Source organism: Halorubrum tropicale (assembly GCF_001280455.1).
Taxonomy (GTDB): Archaea; Halobacteriota; Halobacteria; order Halobacteriales; family Haloferacaceae; genus Halorubrum; species Halorubrum tropicale.
In genome coordinates, this window is sequence record NZ_LIST01000003.1 from 278,266 (window position 1) to 294,712 (window position 16,447).

17 protein-coding genes, 1 tRNA gene and 1 pseudogene are annotated in these 16,447 nt (G+C 69.3%); 8 read left to right on the plus strand and 11 right to left on the minus strand.

The annotated features are described in order from the left end of the window. Window positions 1-13 precede the first annotated feature (13 nt). Complete coding sequence (locus AMR74_RS09175; protein ID WP_053771769.1) at window positions 14-502, minus strand: hypothetical protein; 489 nt, start codon at window positions 500-502, stop codon at window positions 14-16. Window positions 503-598: 96 nt separating this feature from the next. Between AMR74_RS09175 and AMR74_RS09180 the strand changes: the two are divergent. Continuing rightward, window positions 599-1,250, plus strand: a pseudogene (locus AMR74_RS09180) (hypothetical protein). A gap of 103 nt (window positions 1,251-1,353) precedes the next feature. Continuing rightward, entirely contained in the window at window positions 1,354-1,779 is a 426-nt protein-coding gene (locus AMR74_RS09185; protein ID WP_053771770.1) for a low molecular weight phosphatase family protein, read from the plus strand. Between the two features lie 138 nt (window positions 1,780-1,917). Here the strand turns inward: AMR74_RS09185 and AMR74_RS19085 are convergent. Together AMR74_RS19085 and AMR74_RS09190 are read right to left on the minus strand one after the other, a co-directional pair. Beyond that, a tRNA-Gln gene (locus AMR74_RS19085) sits at window positions 1,918-2,069 on the minus strand. Window positions 2,070-2,137: 68 nt separating this feature from the next. Continuing rightward, the gene (locus AMR74_RS09190; protein WP_053771771.1) at window positions 2,138-2,728 is read right to left on the minus strand and encodes an AsnC family transcriptional regulator; all 591 of its coding nucleotides are present in this window, start codon (window positions 2,726-2,728) and stop codon (window positions 2,138-2,140) included. A 127-nt stretch (window positions 2,729-2,855) separates the two neighbouring features. Here AMR74_RS09190 and AMR74_RS09195 point away from each other — a divergent pair, with 127 nt between their 5' ends. Further along, window positions 2,856-3,050, plus strand: a complete 195-nt coding sequence (locus tag AMR74_RS09195; RefSeq protein ID WP_053771772.1) for a heavy-metal-associated domain-containing protein — start codon at window positions 2,856-2,858, stop codon at window positions 3,048-3,050. A 49-nt stretch (window positions 3,051-3,099) separates the two neighbouring features. On the opposite strand, the gene AMR74_RS09200 is transcribed toward AMR74_RS09195, so the two are convergent. Beyond that, a complete protein-coding gene (locus AMR74_RS09200) occupies window positions 3,100-3,324 on the minus strand; it encodes a hypothetical protein (protein ID WP_053771773.1) in 225 nt (74 codons plus the stop codon). Window positions 3,325-3,441: 117 nt separating this feature from the next. Here AMR74_RS09200 and AMR74_RS09205 point away from each other — a divergent pair, with 117 nt between their 5' ends. Continuing rightward, entirely contained in the window at window positions 3,442-4,332 is an 891-nt protein-coding gene (locus AMR74_RS09205) for an NAD-dependent epimerase/dehydratase family protein (protein WP_053771774.1), read from the plus strand. Between the two features lie 34 nt (window positions 4,333-4,366). Here the strand turns inward: AMR74_RS09205 and AMR74_RS09210 are convergent, their stop codons facing one another. From AMR74_RS09210 to AMR74_RS09225, 4 genes are all read right to left on the minus strand, one after another. Beyond that, complete coding sequence (locus AMR74_RS09210) at window positions 4,367-5,635, minus strand: DUF5305 domain-containing protein (protein WP_053771775.1); 1,269 nt, start codon at window positions 5,633-5,635, stop codon at window positions 4,367-4,369. Window positions 5,636-5,638: 3 nt separating this feature from the next. Next, complete coding sequence (locus tag AMR74_RS09215) at window positions 5,639-6,802, minus strand: signal peptidase I (protein ID WP_053771776.1); 1,164 nt, start codon at window positions 6,800-6,802, stop codon at window positions 5,639-5,641. 163 nt (window positions 6,803-6,965) lie between these two features. Continuing rightward, on the minus strand, window positions 6,966-7,901 hold the full coding sequence (locus AMR74_RS09220) for a hypothetical protein (RefSeq protein ID WP_053771777.1): 936 nt from the start codon (window positions 7,899-7,901) through the stop codon (window positions 6,966-6,968). A 109-nt stretch (window positions 7,902-8,010) separates the two neighbouring features. Beyond that, the gene (locus AMR74_RS09225) at window positions 8,011-9,552 is read right to left on the minus strand and encodes a CARDB domain-containing protein (protein WP_053771778.1); all 1,542 of its coding nucleotides are present in this window, start codon (window positions 9,550-9,552) and stop codon (window positions 8,011-8,013) included. 320 nt (window positions 9,553-9,872) lie between these two features. Here AMR74_RS09225 and AMR74_RS09230 point away from each other — a divergent pair, with 320 nt between their 5' ends. The 3 genes from AMR74_RS09230 (at window position 9,873) to AMR74_RS19540 (ending at window position 12,590) form a co-directional block, all read left to right on the plus strand. Beyond that, a complete protein-coding gene (locus AMR74_RS09230; protein WP_053771779.1) occupies window positions 9,873-10,460 on the plus strand; it encodes a DUF7344 domain-containing protein in 588 nt (195 codons plus the stop codon). 178 nt (window positions 10,461-10,638) lie between these two features. Beyond that, window positions 10,639-11,625 (plus strand): hypothetical protein, encoded by a 987-nt coding sequence (locus AMR74_RS09235; RefSeq protein WP_053771780.1) that lies wholly within the window; start codon window positions 10,639-10,641, stop codon window positions 11,623-11,625. 338 nt (window positions 11,626-11,963) lie between these two features. Further along, the gene (locus tag AMR74_RS19540) at window positions 11,964-12,590 is read left to right on the plus strand and encodes a hypothetical protein (RefSeq protein WP_240471141.1); all 627 of its coding nucleotides are present in this window, start codon (window positions 11,964-11,966) and stop codon (window positions 12,588-12,590) included. A 145-nt stretch (window positions 12,591-12,735) separates the two neighbouring features. Here the strand turns inward: AMR74_RS19540 and AMR74_RS09240 are convergent, their stop codons facing one another. Continuing rightward, entirely contained in the window at window positions 12,736-13,026 is a 291-nt protein-coding gene (locus AMR74_RS09240; RefSeq protein WP_053771781.1) for a ribbon-helix-helix domain-containing protein, read from the minus strand. A gap of 60 nt (window positions 13,027-13,086) precedes the next feature. Continuing rightward, window positions 13,087-14,799 (minus strand): L-lactate permease, encoded by a 1,713-nt coding sequence (locus tag AMR74_RS09245; protein ID WP_053771782.1) that lies wholly within the window; start codon window positions 14,797-14,799, stop codon window positions 13,087-13,089. Between the two features lie 242 nt (window positions 14,800-15,041). On the opposite strand from AMR74_RS09245, the gene AMR74_RS19090 reads away from it, so the two are divergent. After that, complete coding sequence (locus AMR74_RS19090) at window positions 15,042-15,191, plus strand: DUF7550 family protein (protein ID WP_167551902.1); 150 nt, start codon at window positions 15,042-15,044, stop codon at window positions 15,189-15,191. A 58-nt stretch (window positions 15,192-15,249) separates the two neighbouring features. On the opposite strand, the gene AMR74_RS09250 is transcribed toward AMR74_RS19090, so the two are convergent. Further along, window positions 15,250-16,416, minus strand: a complete 1,167-nt coding sequence (locus tag AMR74_RS09250) for an ABC transporter ATP-binding protein (protein ID WP_053771783.1) — start codon at window positions 16,414-16,416, stop codon at window positions 15,250-15,252. Window positions 16,417-16,447: the final 31 nt, after the last annotated feature.

A 16,447-nucleotide genomic window follows, 5' to 3' on the forward strand; every position in this document is an offset into this window, starting at 1 on the left:
GGGAATCGACTAGTTATAGGTCAAAGAGGCGCTCGGCGTCGATCGCCTGTCGGCGGTAGATGCCGCGACCCTTCAGCCGCGGGACCTCGTGACGGTGGAGCCGCTCCGCCTCGGTGTCGTACACGAGCGGGAACACGTTCGTCCGTCGCTTCGCGACCGTGAACCCGGACATCGCGTCGAGCAGCGACGCGTCCGGGTCCGGCGTCGCGAGCGTCACGTAGCCGACGGGCGTCGGCGCCTCGCCGCCGTCGGCGCGTCCCGGTCGGGGGTCGACGGTGTCGGTCAGTACGTCGCGGAACGCCGCCGCGGCGTCGAGCAGCGTCTCCGCGTCCGCCCCGTCGGCCTCGACGAGCGTCGCCAGCACGACCACCTCGCCGACCGTGTCGTCCGTCTCGCGCGCCGTCCACAGCCGGTCGAACTCGTCCGTCCGCCCGTCGACCGCCTCGAAGCCGTGTTCGCGCCGGTTCGCCGCGACCTCTGCCCGGTAATCGGAGATGTCCATGGGACACCCACGATCCGCATGGTAAAAAATGACACACACGATCGGCGGGCGGATCCCCGACAACAACGCTATACCCTCACTGGTGCTGTCGGACCGATGACACCGACTCGACGGCGGTACCTCCGGGGTGTGGGCGGAGCGAGCGCGGGCGGACTGATCGCGCTCGCCGGGTGTGCGTCGACGGGCTCGGACGGCGACGGGTCCGACAGCGACGGCCTACCGGGGTCGGACGGGAACGACGGCGACGCCGGCGGGACGCGCCCCGAGGGGACCGGCGGCCCGGGCGTCTTGATCGTCGCCACCGACGGCGACATGGACTTCCCGGTCCAGCCGAGCGTGGAGGTCACGAGCGAGGCCGCGACGACCGACCACCCGCCGCAGCTACGCACGACGCTGACGAACGCGGGCGACGAACGGGTGCGCGTCGGCGAGAGGGCGCGCCGTCCACTTCGAGTACGTCTCCGACGGGAGCAACGCGCTCGTCTGCCTGCCGGCCGACGGCGAGTATCCCGCCGAACCCGACTGCTGGCGGCTGACCGACGCGATCGCCACGACCGAGGAGTCCCGGACGTTCGCGCTCGACCCCGGCGAGTCGAGCGAGCGGCTCGTCGGCCTGTACGCGACGCCCGGCGAGGACGCCTGCCTCCCGGTGGGCGAGTACCGGTTCGAGACGACGATGGCGGTCGTGTCCGACGACGCCGAGCCCCGGTCGTCGGCGGCGTGGGGGTTCTCGGTAGTGCTGGAGTGAGTGCCCGTCGCCGATGCCCGCCCCTCGGCGCCGACGCGCGGAATACATAGCGCTCTATAGCCCTCTTAGGAAGCGTTAATCGGGCGCGCCGGGACGCACGGGTATGAACGACGACGACGTCGTGACGTTCGGGTTCGTCTGCGTCCAGAACGCCGGTCGCAGCCAGATGTCGGCGGCGTTCGCGGAGCGCGAGCGCCGCGAGCGCGGCCTCGACGACCGCGTCGAGGTCGTCACCGGCGGCACGCATCCGGCCGACGAGGTCCATCCCGAGGTCGTGGAAGCGATGGGAGAGCTCGATATCGACCTCTCCGATCGCGTCCCCCGCGAGGTCTCGACCGCGGAGCTGAACGCCTGCAACGTCGTCGCCACCATGGGGTGCTCGACGCTGACGCTCGCCGACGGCGTCGATGCCCGCGACTGGGCGCTCGACGACCCGCACGGGCAGGAAATCGAGCGCGTCCGCGAGATCCGCGACGAGATAGAGGGGCGAGTCGTCGCCCTCTTCGACGAGTTCTTCGACGAGGCGTAGGGGGTGTCGAACGGCGGGGCCCACAAGTCGGCCGGAAATAGTCCCGGGCGGATTCGAACCGCGAGGACTCGCTGCGCTCATCCGCTGGGTTCGAACCGCTGCGGATAGTTGCGCCTCACGAGATTGTTCGGCGCAAAGTAGTCCCGGGCGGATTCGAACCGCCGTCAATGGCTGACTTCGGGTATCCGACGGGGCGTTCCAGCAGAAACGCCCAACAGCCGCGTTTGAGCCGCGAACGCGGACGGATTCCCTCCAAAGGCCATTATGATTGGCCACTACACCACGGGACTGCAAGTTCGGCTAACCGGCGGGCACTCAAGTACGTTACTCTCCGCGGCGCGTCGGGGGCGTCCCCCGACTACGCGCCCTCCTCGATCCGGTCGAAGCGCTCCTCGAAGTTCTCCCGGCAGGAGCCGCAACAGAAGTGGTACAGCGTCCCGTCGATCCGGGCCGACTCCCCCTCGGCGGTGACGGTGTTCCCGCACTCGACGCACTCGACCGCGAGGTCCGCGTCGCCGACGGCGGGCGACCAGTCGTGGGCGTCGAGCGGCCGCACCGACAGCTCGGTCACGGCGTCCAGGCCGACCGCGTCGTCGACGAGGTCGCGGGCGGTCCCCTCCTCGACGCGCGCGACGACCGTCACCTCGCCGTCGGCGGTGAGGAAGGCGTGCTCGACGCGCTCGTGGGCGGCGACCGACTCGTGGACGCGCTCGGCGTCCGCGGGCGCGACGGCGAGCGTCGCGAGGACCCGCAGCCCGTCGGAGAGCGCGTCGCCGTCGATCCGGAGGGTGAACCCCTCGATCACGCCCACCTCGCGGAGGCGGTCGACGCGGTCGGACACCGCGGGCGCCGACAGGTCCACGCGCTCGGCGATGTCGCTGTACGGGCGCCGCGCGTCGGCCAGCAGCAGCCGGATGATCTCTCGGTCCGTCTCGTCGAGGGTGCGCATGGGCGGGCGTTCGACCGGCGCGGTCAAAAGCGGTCCGACGGTCGAGCGACGCGAGAGCGACCCCGGGAACCGGTCGCCTGCGGGGACGACGGAAAGGCAGTTGTGTCCGCGGCGGCTACGCCCGGACATGACGACGGTAAACGTCGACGGCATGTCGTGTACCGGCTGCGAGGACAACGTGACCGACGCGCTCGGTGAGCTGCCGGGCGTCGAGTCCGCGAGCGCCGACCACGAGGCGGGGACCGCGACCGTCGAGGGCGACGTGGACGTCGACGCCGTCGTGGCCGCCATCGAGGACGCCGGCTACGAGGCATCGGCGTAGGCGACGGCGTCGAGCCCGCGGAGCGTCGGCGCCCGCCTCGGCGGCCCGCTCAGACGGAGCCGGACCGGTCGGTCGGCTCGGCGCCCGCCGAGGGGCGCTCGCGGGCGGCCGCGACGCCGACGGCGGTGCCGAACGCCGCCCCGAGACCGATGCCGAGCCCCGTCCAGAAGGCGAGGTCGCCGGTCGTCGCGCCCACCGCGAGTCCGGTGCCGGCGCCGAGCGCGTGGCCGAGTCCGAGCCCGAGCGCGATCGTGCCGTTGCTACTCGTTGCCATGAGCCACACACGCACACCGCGAACATAGCCCTTGCGCCCGGCGGGACCGGTGCGACCGGCGCGACCGAGCGTCCCGGGATCGCCGCACCTATGTCCCGGAGTCGCGCTCGCGGTGACATGGACACCGTACTGGTCACGGGAAGCGCCGGCGGCGTCGGCGCGCGCACGGTCGACGCGCTCGCCGACGCGGGCCGCGAGGTCGTCGCCGTCGACCGGCGGACGCCCCTGAGCGACGAGCGCCGCGACGGCGTCGACTACGCGGCGGCGGACCTCACCGACTACGGGGAGACGCGACAGGTGATCGGGGCGGCCGCGCCCGACGCGGTCGTCCACCTCGCCGCGATCCCGCACCCCGAGGACCACGCCGGCTCGCGGGTGTTCGCGAACAACGTCGAGAGCGCGTACAACGTCTTCGACGCGGCCGGCGCCGCGGGCGCCCGGATCGCGTGGGCGTCGAGCGAGAGCCTCTACGGCACCGTCTTCGCCGACGAGGACTGGCTCCCCGACCGCCTCCCGATCGACGAGGCGACGCCGACCGAGCCGGAGGACCCGTACGGCCTCTCGAAGGTCGTCGGCGAGGAGGTCGCGGCCGCGGCCGCCCGCCGCCACGGCGTCCCCGTCGTCTCGCTGCGCCTCTCGTGGGTGACCTACCCGGGCGACGAGCGGCGCCGCGAGGCCCGGGAGACGTTCGACCCCGCGACCGCCGACCCGAGCGGCAACTGCTGGTCGTACGTCGACGTGCGGGACGCGGTCTCGGCGATCGAGGCCGCGATCGACCCAGAGACCGATATCGAGGGCCACGAGGCGGTGCTGATCGTCGCCGCGGAGAACTTCCTCGGCCGCGACACCGCCGCGACGATCGAGGCGGTCCGCGGCACCCTCCCCGCCGACTGCGACCTCGACGGCGACGAGTCCGTCTTCGACTGTACGAAGGCCGAGCGGCTGCTCGGGTGGGAGCCGGAACACTCCTGGCGCGACGACGAGGCGAACGCGGACGAAAACGGCTGAATCGCGGTCGGTGACGGCGAGTGCGGCCAGGAGGTCAATCCCGCTCGTCCCCCCCGTCGGACCCCGTCGCGTCGGCGGTGGAACCGTCGAGGTCGGCGGCGTCGAGGTCGGCGTCCGGCGAGTCGCCGTCCTCGGCCGGAGTCGAGGCGGTCGCGGCCGAGTCCGGACTGACCGCGGCCGTCGCTCCCGGGGCGGGGCCGGCGACCGCCTCGCCGTCGGCGGGGCCGTCGCCCGTCGCCGGCGCGGGCGGGCGGTAGGTGTAGACGAACTCGCCGGCGACCGCGTGGAAGGCGCCGGTCTCGGGGTCCTCGACGACGCCGGTGTCGTTGTCGATCGCGAAGTCGACGAGGTCGCGCAGCGACCCGGCCTCGGCGGTCGGACGCTCGTGGACCGACGCGGGGAGCCGGAACGTCGTGATCCACTCCGCGAACTCCGAGCGGTCGTCGCGGTACGAGAGGTACGCGCGCTCCGCCTCGGTGAGCGCGAGGTCGTACTCCCGTCTCGCGTAGGTGACGCCGCCGGCGCCCGCGAGGCCGACGAGCAGGAGGAGGGGGCCGCCGAACGACCGGAGCGCGCCGTACTCCCGGTCGACGGTCTCCGGCTCGGTCCGCTCGGTCGTGTCGGACTGGACGCCGGGCTCGGAGACCGAGTAGGTGTCGCCACCGTGGGTGACCGTCATGTCGAGTGTCTGCGTCGAGGCCGTCGGTACGCCCCCGATCGACCCGTCGACCGCGACCTCGGTCGTGACGAACGTCTCCGTCTCGCCCGGCGAGGCGCCGAGCTGCTCTTCGATCGCGGCCACGCGGCCGTCTATCGCCGTGCTGTTGAGCGTAAAGGAGGCGTTCACGGTCTCGCCGGGCGCGACGCCCGAGGCCGTCTCCGACGCGATCGGCTCCGTTTCGCGCCAGTAGACGGTCCCCTCCTCGCCGACGTTGCGGATCACGAGCGCGGAGTCGACCTGGACGGTCACGTTCTCCGCGGTCGACGTGCGGTAGCTCGTCGCCACGCTCACGTCGAGCTCCGGCGCCACCCGCGTGAAGTACGTGTCGCGCCCGTCGAGCACGCGCCCGGTCTCGAAGACGGCGTTCGGCTCCGTCACCGTCGCGCTGTGGCGGTACTCGCTCTCGACGGTGAGCGACGAGACCGTCCGCTGCTCCGTCTCCGTCTCGGGGTCGACGTGCGTCGTGTACACGAGCCCCGCCCCGACCGCGACGAGGAGGAGACAGACCGCGAGGATCGCGGTGGACTGTGCGTTCAGTACGGCGCGGAGTCGGAGTCGACGTTCGTCGGGCGCTGAAGACATGTGTTACCTGTAGAGCTCGCGGAGGAGTCGCTTGTACAGCGGGGGGCGCTCGCGGGAGCCGCGCGACCGGATCCGGGCGGGCTCGCCGCGCAGCAGCAGCAGTCCGATCCCGACGATGCCGCCGCCGAGCAGGCCGTTGATCGCGACGAGCGGCGCCCAGGGGTGGACGCCGTACAGCTCGTCGACGACGCCCGAGGGCAGCACCGCGAGGTAGCGGTGTTCGACGACGAACAGGCGGTAGTAACCGGTCTCGTCGGGCGCCGAGAGTGTCACCGTCGTCGACGCCTCGCCGCGGCTGCCGACGGCGAGGCGCTGCGGCTCGACGTCGACGCCGGGGCTCGCCGGGGTGACGTACGCGTACACCGGGACGAGCCCGGCGTTGGGGACGACGTACTCGATCTCCTGGCTCGTGCCGCGCTCGATGACGGTCGGGTTCTCGGACTCGAACTCGGCGCTCACGACGCCGTACTCCTGGGTCCCGCCCGGGACGACCATCGCGGCCGTCGCGGTGGCCATCAGCACCAGCGCCAGCACGCCGAGGATCGCGAACACGGAGGTGCCGTCGTCGCGCGACCGGTCGCGCGACTCGCGGTCGCGGGAGCCGGCGTCGAGGTACCAGTCGACCGCGTACGCGATGATGGACAGCCCGAAGACGATGTACGCGAGCCCCTGCGTCCCCTGGAACGACCGAACGCCGAACGTCACCGCGAGCCACGTCTGCACGGACTGTAACGCGGACTGGAAGCCCATGGCGACGGTGCCGAGGTGCGGGATCACGACGACGCCCCCGCCGACCTGGAGCGCCTTCGCGACGACGTCCGCGTCTTGGACCACCGGCTCGCCGCCGTCCTGATCGGTGAAGGGGTTGTTGTCCCCGCGGGTGATGTACCCCCGCTCGGTCTCCTCGACGACGCGGTGGGTCGTCAGCCCGCCGCCCTGGATCTCCTGGGCGTCGAACGTCACCACGTCGCCCGGCCCGATCCCGCCGGCGATCTGCGCCGGGATCGCGACGAACCCGTCGCCGGGCGAGAGCGTCGGCTGCATGCTCCCGGTCTCGACGTAGCTGAGCAGGATCGGCTGTCCGAGGAACTGACCGACGACGAGCGAAACGACGACCAGCACCGCGGCCGCCTGAAGGGCCACGGACAGCGTTCGTTTGATGGACATGGTGTCGGACTCGGCTCGGAGACGGGCCGGGAACGGTCTCGGGGGGGCCGCCGCCGCGCGGCGATTCCTGTCGCCCGATCGTCAGGTAGCCGTCGATCGCTGAACGTCGGCGTGCCCTAATAAGTTCGTGGGTGGAGGCGAATCGGGGCGGTCGACGGCGGCGTCACTCGTCGAAGACGCCGGCGGCCAACAGCGCGAAGGGGGCGATGAAGCCGAGGCAGAACCCGAGGAGGTGGACGTAGAGGTTCACGACGCTGCCGCCGCCGGCGGGGTCAGACGGGAAGCCGACGACGGGGTACCCCACGGCGATCACCGCGCCGACCGCGAGCAGGTCGCCGTAGCCCGGGCGCGCCGCGACCGACTTCGCGTGCGCCCGGAGCGGTCGCGGGAGCCGGACCTCGCTGCTGGCCGCGTACAGCAGCGCGAGGAGCGGGCCCGCGACGCCGACCGACAGCCCCGCGATCCCGACCCCCTCGGTCGAGACCGGCAGCGCGAGGAGCGCGATCCACCCCACGAGCGCGAAGAAGACCGCCGGCAGCGCGGCGACGGAGGCCCCGGGCGCGAACTGCTCGCGGGCGTAACAGTACCACAGGATGGAGAGCAGCCCGGCGAGCGCCATGTTGACGCCGGAGAAGCCGAACCCGATCGCGTTCCGCGGGACGGCGAGGTTCAGCGCCGACAGCGCGAACGGGAGGGCGGCGAGGTAGGTGACGAACGCGGTGAAGAAGAGCCGCCGGCGCCCGCCCAGGACCGCGAGCGCGTAGCCGACCCCGGCGAGCAGCCCGTACCCGGCGAGGTTCCCGAGCAGGTGGTCGGCGCCGAGGTGGACGTAGTGCGCCGTGAACGCCGACAGGAGCGTGGGGTCCGTGTACGCGAACGCCAGCGAGCGCCGGGTCGCCCGCGGGAGCGCAAACACGGCGGCGAGGGCGATCGGCGGGACGCAGAGCGCGAGGAGGTCGACGACGCGGGCGCGGGCGACCAGTTCGTCGGCAAACGCCGCGTAGCCCGAGCGAGCGCCCGCGTCGCGGTCGCGGACGGGGCCGTCGCTGCCGCCGCGGCCGGGGACCGAGCGGTCCGTCTCGGACGAGAGGTCGCTCACGGGTCTCCCTCCGGTGACGGTCGCTTAACCTCTGTGGTCCCGCGATCCAGCGGTGATAACTGTCGCCCGGCGGTCGCGCGAGGAGCGCGGAGCCGGCCGCGAGCGCGCGTCACGACCGCGGCATCCGCCGGACGAGCGCGACGGCCGTGAGGACGATGGCGACGAACACGGCGAGCCCGACGACGTTCGACGGGTCGATCCCGCTCGGCTCCTCCGTCGGCGGGTCGGTCGTCGCCGCCGCGTCGTCGGTCCCGTCTCCCACCGAGGCGGTGTCGTCCCCGTCGCCGTTCGCCGGGTCGCCGACCGCGAGCGTCCCCGCCGAGGCGCCGTCGACCGCGACGTCGTACTCGCCCGGCTCGTCGAAGGTCGGTTCGAACGCGACGACGGTGCGCTCGCCGGGGTCGAGCTCGACCCGCTGCGTCGCGAGCGGCTCGCCGTCCGCCGTGAGCGTCACGTCGCGCGCGCCGTCGGCCCGCCCCCCGTTCGCGACCGTCGCGCGGACGACGACCGATTCGCCCGCACTGACGGCCCCGCGGTCGAGCGAGGCGTCGGCCGCGCGGATGCGGGCCCGGTCGGTCGCCACGGCGAACACCGAGAAGTCGTCTGTCGGGGCCGTGAGGTGGACCCGGTCCTCGGGCAGGTCCAGCAGGCGGCGGACGGCCGGGTCGACGCGCTCCGTCTCCAGCCGCTTCCAGCCGTCGGGCGCCGACGCGGACCGGCGGTACAGCGAGACGTCGTCGGGGTCGGCGCCCGTCTCGTTGAGGTAGTCGCGGTCGACGCTCACCGAGAACCTGACGCGGGACACGTCCTCGTCCGTGAAGGTGTGGTCGAACTCGAAGTAGCCGACCGGCGCCGCCCCCCGAGAGTCGTTCATCGGTCCGGCCGACGCGAACGGCTCCGGTCGCCCGACGGTCTCGAACGCGACGTCGCGGCCGTTCGCGCTCTCGATCCGGACGCGGTCGAGCGTCACGTCGCCGCCGACGATCTCCATCGCGCCTGCGTCGAAGGTGACCCACTCGCCCCGAGGGAAGTCCGAGCCCTGGAACTGTCTCCGGGTCGGGACGGGGCTGCTGACCGTGGTGCTGGCGCCGTCGCCCCCGTCCGCCTCGTCCCCGTCGCCCGCGGTGTCGGGCGAGTCGACGGACTCGGGGTCGGCGACCTCGGCGCGGATGTCGAAGTCGTCGCCGCCCAGCTGCGTGCCGGCGACGGCGCCGCGCGCGTCGACCTCGAGGCCGACGGCGACGGTCTCGTCCGGGCCGAGCGTGATGTTGTTCGACGCGCCCTCGATCGACTCGCCGTCCGCGACGAAGGTGACGTTCTCCTCGGGGTGTTCGATCCAGACCCGGGCGTACTCGTCGGCCGTGTAGGTGATCGTGAACACGCCGTCGGCCGACGCGAGCGTCCCCGGATTGACGCCCTCGAAGTCGCTCGGGAGCTTCGGGTTCGACCCCGAGACATCGACGACGATCTCGTCGTCGTCGTTCAGGTACGCGTAGGCGCCGTTGGGTCCCTCGACGGGCTGGACCGCGAGGCGCTCCTCCGCGAACGTGTCCGCCGGTCCGTCGACCACCGCCGCTCCCGTGGCGAAGGCGAGGCCTCCCGCGGCGGCGACGACGATGGCGAGGAGAAGGGTCCGGCGGACGGTAGACATATAGCTGATCGCCTCTTCCCCTCGAAGGGACTTGGTTATGCTGTGCTTGAAGTCCGGAAGGGGTTGATCAAGCGACCCGAGAGCGGCTCGTGACCCCGGCGTCGCCGCTCCGGGAAGTGGTTCGGGATGTGATAATCCCGGTGTGTTTTACGCGATCGAGTAAGCTGTCCTTCAGTTGAAATGCGCCATAGAACCACTCAAGACGCCCAAAACAAGAGTTTCAGCCGTATTCGCACGGAGTATCGTGAACGCTGATAAACGTTGTAGAGTTATCACAACCCGTAGTTTTATGTTGGCGTGTTCATAGTTGTCTGACGTTAATGGCGTCGGCACAGCAGATCGAGACGGGAGGGGCAGAGCCGGCGGCGGAGATCTCCGAGGACGATCTGTTCGACGTACTGGCCAACCAGCGGCGGCGGTTCGCGGTCCACCTACTGAAGCGCGAACCGGACGACGCCGTCGAGATCGGCGACATGGCCGAGCAGATCGCGGCCTGGGAGAACGGGATCGACACCGCCGAGATATCCAGCAGCGAGCGGAAGCGAGTGTACACGGCCCTCCAGCAGTCGCACCTGCCGAAGATGGACGACGCGGGGGTCGTGGAGTTCAACAAGGCGCGCGGGGTCGTCGAGCCGACGCCGGCGCTGACGGACGTGGACGTGTACTTGGACGTCGTGGAGGGCCGAGAGATACCGTGGAGCGAGTACTACCTCGGGCTCTCCGGCGTCGCCGCCGCGCTCGTGTCGGCGGTGTGGATCGGGGTGTGGCCGTTCACCGTCCTCCCCGAGATGGCGTGGACGCTGGCGATCGTCGTCGCGTTCGCGTTCTCGGCGCTGGCGCACAAGTACTACACCGCGGAGATGGAGGTCGGCCGCGGCGAGGAGCCGCCCGAAGTGAACCGCGAGTGAGCGACCGGCGAGCGGGCCGACCGCGGGCGGCCGATGACCGGCGGTCGGCGGCGAGAACGGGGTTCAGGCCAATGTCACGGGAATTCAAGCGGTGCGATACCCGCTTCCGACGGCTCATAACCTTAAGTGTGCGACACGTGTTGTCAGCCAGTAAGCGAGTCGCGGTCCCACGCACATCATGAAACGACGCAACCTCATCCTCCTGCTCGGCGGAACCGGGTCGGCCGCGCTCAGCACCGGCACCGGCGCCTTCTCCAGCGCGAGCGCGGACCGCTCCGTGGAGGTGTCCGTCGTCGAGGACGAGAACGCGTACGTGGGGTACAAAGCCCTCCCGGAAGTCGAGGAGCTAAGTGACGACGACGGGGAGAAGAAGTCGATCACCGTCGAGGACGGCGACCGAGTCACGCTCCTCAGAGTCGCGAATCGGTTCCCGAAAAATTCCGGGATCGGTATCGTGGGTATCGACTTCGCAGACAACAAGGACCTGTTCAGCGACCTGGCAGTCGAGCTGTCGACCGACGACGAGTACGAACAGATGGGCGACAGCGAGGTCCGTCGCGGGCCCTTCGAGGACGGCGGGCCGGTTCGTGACGAGTACGCGTTCGGTCCCGGAGAGTACGCCTACGTGACGGCGGACGTACACGGAGAACCAGGCCCGTACGATATCGAGATCACGATCCGCGTCCGCGGTACCGAGGACACGGGTGTCTCGGCGAGTATTTTCGGGGACACGCGAGCGTTCAAACTCAGGATCGAAGCGGACGACGACGGCGGGACTGCTACCGTCTCTGGCGTGGAGTTCAGGTCTGGGAACTCAGGCGTCGTTCTCAACACGCAACAGAGCGACAACAGTCCGGGAACCGCGTCAGCTGGAGGCGACAGTAGCACCGAAATCACGGCGAGCGCCTACTACGAGGACGGAGGGGACGTGAAAAAGACCGGTGAGGCCTCTGTCTTGGCCGACGAGAAACTCAAACTGAAGGACTTCGACGACAGCCTCGACAACGGCAAGCGGATCGTCGGGATCGAGGTCAAGGGGGTCACTGGCGTGTTCGACCGCGGGCAGACTTCGGCGTCCGGGAACAGCGACAACTACAGCGGGACGACGGACGGGACAGTCGACCTACAGGACGCTTCCTTTTACAATCAGTTCGTCGACGACTGAGGCTCAATCGTATCTGCGGCGTCTTCGAGTACGACGCCGAAGAGCGTCGCGTCCGTCCGGCCTCGTTTCCTTCGATGTCGGCTCAACACTGTTTCAGGGACCCACTGATGCCGAGGCGGGCGCTAACACGACCGGTTCTGGCTGGTCAAGAGCAGTCGAAGGAGGTTCCTGAACGGTGTCAGAGTGGCTGTGAACGTGCTTCAGGGTTTGACGGTGGTTCTTCCGGTCGCTCATAACGATATGGGATACGTCCTATAGGTGTAATAGAGCGACCCGGGGTGACACGGGATGTCTCGTGCTCCCGTCGGGTCGTGTGCGGTAACAGAGGTAGACAATCCATGGAACGACGCAAATTCGTAGTTGGTCTGGGTGCATTGGCAAGCGGAAGCGCGGCGGCAGTTGGTACTGGAGCGTTTGAAACCGCTAGTGCCGAGCGGACCGCAAGGGTTGAGATCTCTGCTGACTCTGAGAGTTTCATCGAGATCACCGAAGGAAACAGTGTTTCTGGAGGGTCTAGCAGATACGCCGAAGAAAGCGATGGACAGTTGGAACTGTTCTTTAATGATGAAGCACTCGATGGTTCCAAGATCATCGGTTCGGTTGATGGAATAGGCCTCAACCCGAACACGGAGTACAATTTCTCGGAAGTTTTCAGTATATCTAATATTGGAGGGTTTGGTCAGCTTGACTTCGTGGTTGAGGCAGAAGGTTTCGACGGCACGGTGACGCTGACAGCTAGTGGGGAAAGTGGGACTTTTGAGGGAACCGGTGGTCAGTCGCTGATGGCTCAAGATTACAGCTCAACGAGCAACATCCCACGAATCAGTCAACCAGGGTCGTGCGTGGTCGATGTGAAAATAGAGACAGGAGACTCGCCTAACGAATCTGCAGGTGGAACGCTGACTATTCACGCGGCCACAATCGGAAACGCCTCTGAGTTATCTGACGTTATTGGAGGGGAGTAAGACAAATCAACCGTCTCGATCACTTATTGTATCTGTCAGCGAAGTAGGATTCCACCGTTTAGTACTAATAAGAAATCCTCATTAAAAATAACTAATAATATAAAATATCGCTAGCAAGGGCGGTCAAAACTCTCACGTCCAGTCGTCACTCCTCGTCATCGATCATTTCGACGACCTCGTCGCGAGAGACGGCCTCGTTGTCACCCTTTCGCATCGCGTACTCCTCGGCGGCGATGCTCGCCAGCATATCGCGTGACGCGCCCGGATGCTCCGTCGCGTCCCGGATCGCGTGCCGGAGGAACTCGCTCCGCGACGTGTAGCCCTCCTCCTTCCAAGCCGCGTCGATCTCCGCCAGCTGGCGCTCGGTGACGCGCACGTTGATCGTCGTCGTCTCGGGGTCGTCGACGTCGGGGGCGTTTGTACCCGTTTCAGACATACGTGTGTATTGCGTCAGCGGTTATATAAAATATCGGCCCCGAACCGACCCGCCGCGGGCTCAGAACAGCCCGGGGACGAGGACGTAGCTCAGGAGCATCCCGAACAGCCCGGCGAACAGCGCGAACAGGGCCATCGGGATGATGGCCTTGCGGAGCAGGTCGCCCTCGCGGCCGGTGATGCCGACGACGCCGCAGATCGCGGCGACGTTCAGCACCGAGACCATGTTGCCGAGGCCGCCGCCGACGTTCTGGAGGCTGACGACGACCGTCCGCGAGAGCTCGACCGTCTCGGCGGCGTTGTACTGGAGCACGCTGAAGAGGATGTTCGAGGAGGTGTTGCTCCCGGTCATGAACGAGCCGATGGCGCCGATCCACGGCGAGATCAGCGGGAGCAGGCCGCCCGCGCCGATGGCGAGCGCGCGGCTGAGCGCCTCCATCATGCCGAGGAGGTCCGCGGTGTTCGTCTGCGACTGGATCATCACCTGCGTCATCGACACCGCGATGATCAGCGTGAGCGCGGCGGGCGCGACCTGCTCGACCGAGCGCCGCCACGCGGCGCCCATCTCGTCGAGGTCCATCTTGTGGAGGAGCCCCGTGAGGACGGCGATGGGGATGAACGGCATCGTCCCCGGGAGGTAGAGGTACTGGAGCGTGTAGCCGAGCTCCGTGCCGAGGATCGAGTCGATGCTGACGGAGAAGCTCTGGATCCACGCGAGCACCTCGGTCCCGGCGACGGTGAGGTCGGGCCACCGCGTGACGAGGAGCGCGAGGGCGACGAGCAGGTACGGCGTCCACGCGAGCAGCACCGACATCTCCTTTTTCGGCTGGTCGCGGGAGATCTCGTCGAGGTCCAGCCCGCCGAGCCAGGTGTCGCTCCACCGCGAGTCGCTCGGGAAGTCCCACTCGCGGTCGGGGACGAGGACGTCGTTGTTCGCGAGCAGGAGCCCGACGCCGAGGACGACGAACCCGGCCGCGATGTCGGGGAGCGCGGGGCCGACGACCCACGCGATGGCCAGCTGCGTCCCGCCCGTGACGGCGCCGAGCAGGAGCGCGAACGGCGCGATGGGGAGCGTGTCGCGGACGGCGCCGCCCACGCTTCGCCCGCCGTCGGCGTCGCCGAACCAGTACGTCAGGAAGAACACGCCGAGCAGGCCCCAGAACACGTAGGTCACCCCCGTGACGACGCCGGACCACGCGGAGACCATCGAGAGGAACTCGCCGACGCTCATCGAGCCCGACAGCGCCGGCTCGATGACGGCACCGGTGCCGCCGATGACCGGGGTCCCGGCCGCGCCGAAGGGCGGGTTCGGCGCGTTGAAGAAGAGGCCGAACACCGCGGCCGCAAGCGGCGGGAAGCCGAGCCCGATGAAAAGCGGCGCGGCGAGCGCGCCGGGGGTGCCGAACCCGGCCGCGCCCTCGATGATCGTCATGAAGCCGAGGCCGATGAGCAGGACCTGGATGCGTCTGTCCTCCTCGATCTGGCCGAAGTACCAGCGGATGGTGGCGATGGCGCCGCTCCCCTCGAGGTAGTTCATCAGGAGGATGGCGCCGAAGACGATGAGGATGATGTCGACCGCCTGGAGCGCGCCGTAGACGGCCGACGCGACCAGCCAGTCGAGCTCCATGCCCCAGTACGTCAGTCCGATCCCGCCCGCGAGCAGCCACCCGACGCCCATCGCGCGGGCGGCCGACCACCGCAGTCCGGCGAGCAGGACGAACGCGACGGCGATCGGAATGACGCCGACGAACGCTAGCGTGAGGACGGTTGTCATAGTTGTGTCAGTTGACCGTATATTGCCGTCCCGCAACGAACCATATGTAAGTTTCTTTTCTGACGATATTACCGAGCTGATCGGGGCACGAGAGCGTCCTCCGTGGCCGAACGGGCGGTACATATCGCGTCGAGAAACCGCGTACGGGGGGCGGCCCGGGACGGCGGGTGCGCCCGGCTCCGGGCGGGTCGACGCCGTCGGCTTCAGGTGGGCTTATGTATCCCCCGACCGGAGTCGCGGGCATGGACGACCACTCACACGAGCCCGACCCGGACGCGCGCGTGACCGCTCCGATGCAGGAGTTCGGGACCCGTGAGGTCGGTATCGGCGCGGCCGTCACCGTGATCGGCCTGCTGATCGCGTACGCCGTTCCGTTCCTCGCCACCTTCTGAGCGCCGCCGGCGCTCTTCGGGCACAGTTACCGACACGAGATCGCCGGCGGCGGCGCGCTCAGCGCGGGTACCAGGCGAGCGGGTGGTCCGCGGTGAGCTCTAGGGAGACCGGCTCGTCGAGGTCGAACTCCTCGACGTGGTTGTGGAGGCAGTGGACCGCCTCGCCGGAGTCGAGCTCGACCCGGTAGACGAACGAGGGGCCGACGTACTGCCGCGAGGTGACGACGCCGTCGGCGAGCTCGGGGCTCGCCGGCGTCGCGCGGAGGTCGTCGGGGCGGACCAAGACGTCGACGGGCGCCCCGTCGTAGACGGTGTCGTACCCCTCCAGCGTGACGGCGTCGAAGCGGCCGATACCGGTGTCGACCTTCCCGTCGCGGAGCTCGCCCTCGAGGAACGACGCCCGGCCGAGGAAGGAGGCGACGAACTTCGACTCGGGGCGCTCGAAGACGGACTCGGGGCGGCCGACCTGCTCGATCTGCCCGTCGTTCATCACGGCGACGCGGTCGGAGATGGAGAGCGCCTCCTCCTGGTCGTGGGTGACCGAGACGGCGGTGACGCCCGCCTCCTTCAGGATGCGGCGCACCTCCTCGCGCATCTCCACCCGGAGGCGCACGTCGAGGTTCGAGAACGGCTCGTCTAAGAGGAGCACCTCGGGCTCGGGGGCCAGCGAGCGGGCCAGCGCCACGCGCTGCTTCTGCCCGCCCGAGAGCTGGTCCGGCGTCTTCTCGCCGTGGTCGGTCATTTCGACCAGTTCCAAGAGCTCGTCGACGCGCGCTTCGCTCTCGGCGGCGTCGGCGTCCGACAGCCCGAACGCGATGTTCTCGCGGACGGTGAGGTGGGGGAAGAGCGCGAAGTTCTGGAAGACGATGCCCACGTCGCGCCGCTCCGGCGGGACGAACGACCCGTCACCGGCGACGACCTCGTCGCCGAGCGTGATGTGGCCCTCCGTGGGCTCTTCGAGCCCCGCGATGGTGCGCAGCGTCGTCGTCTTCCCGCACCCGGACGGCCCGAGGAACGTCAGCAGCTCGCCCGACCGGACGTCGAGCGAGACGTCCTCGACCGCGGTCTCCGGGCCGAACGCCTTCGTCACGTCCGACAGCGACAGGACGTGGTCGGCGTCGTCGCCGGCCGACCGCCGGTCGTCCGAGTCGTCGCGGGGTCGCTCGCTCGTCGCGTCGTCCGACTCGACCGAGCGCGTCGTGCCGACTGGTTCCGTGGATGCCATCGGTGAGGGGCGGGCGCCGGGCCGACCGGCG

Bases quoted from the DNA above. Each gene is read 5' to 3' on its own strand.
- AMR74_RS09245 (WP_053771782.1), bottom strand. From the start codon at position 14,799: ATGACAACCGTCCTCACGCTAGCGTTCGTCGGCGTCATTCCGATCGCC.
- AMR74_RS09190 (WP_053771771.1), bottom strand. From the start codon at position 2,728: ATGCGCACCCTCGACGAGACGGACCGAGAGATCATCCGGCTGCTGCTG.
- AMR74_RS09205 (WP_053771774.1), top strand. From the start codon at position 3,442: ATGGACACCGTACTGGTCACGGGAAGCGCCGGCGGCGTCGGCGCGCGC.
- AMR74_RS09210 (WP_053771775.1), bottom strand. From the start codon at position 5,635: ATGTCTTCAGCGCCCGACGAACGTCGACTCCGACTCCGCGCCGTACTG.
- AMR74_RS09215 (WP_053771776.1), bottom strand. From the start codon at position 6,802: ATGTCCATCAAACGAACGCTGTCCGTGGCCCTTCAGGCGGCCGCGGTG.
- AMR74_RS09200 (WP_053771773.1), bottom strand. From the start codon at position 3,324: ATGGCAACGAGTAGCAACGGCACGATCGCGCTCGGGCTCGGACTCGGC.
- AMR74_RS09195 (WP_053771772.1), top strand. From the start codon at position 2,856: ATGACGACGGTAAACGTCGACGGCATGTCGTGTACCGGCTGCGAGGAC.
- AMR74_RS09240 (WP_053771781.1), bottom strand. From the start codon at position 13,026: ATGTCTGAAACGGGTACAAACGCCCCCGACGTCGACGACCCCGAGACG.
- AMR74_RS09235 (WP_053771780.1), top strand. From the start codon at position 10,639: ATGAAACGACGCAACCTCATCCTCCTGCTCGGCGGAACCGGGTCGGCC.
- AMR74_RS09250 (WP_053771783.1), bottom strand. From the start codon at position 16,416: ATGGCATCCACGGAACCAGTCGGCACGACGCGCTCGGTCGAGTCGGAC.
- AMR74_RS09185 (WP_053771770.1), top strand. From the start codon at position 1,354: ATGAACGACGACGACGTCGTGACGTTCGGGTTCGTCTGCGTCCAGAAC.
- AMR74_RS19090 (WP_167551902.1), top strand. From the start codon at position 15,042: ATGGACGACCACTCACACGAGCCCGACCCGGACGCGCGCGTGACCGCT.
- AMR74_RS09175 (WP_053771769.1), bottom strand. From the start codon at position 502: ATGGACATCTCCGATTACCGGGCAGAGGTCGCGGCGAACCGGCGCGAA.
- AMR74_RS09225 (WP_053771778.1), bottom strand. From the start codon at position 9,552: ATGTCTACCGTCCGCCGGACCCTTCTCCTCGCCATCGTCGTCGCCGCC.
- AMR74_RS09230 (WP_053771779.1), top strand. From the start codon at position 9,873: ATGGCGTCGGCACAGCAGATCGAGACGGGAGGGGCAGAGCCGGCGGCG.
- AMR74_RS19540 (WP_240471141.1), top strand. From the start codon at position 11,964: ATGGAACGACGCAAATTCGTAGTTGGTCTGGGTGCATTGGCAAGCGGA.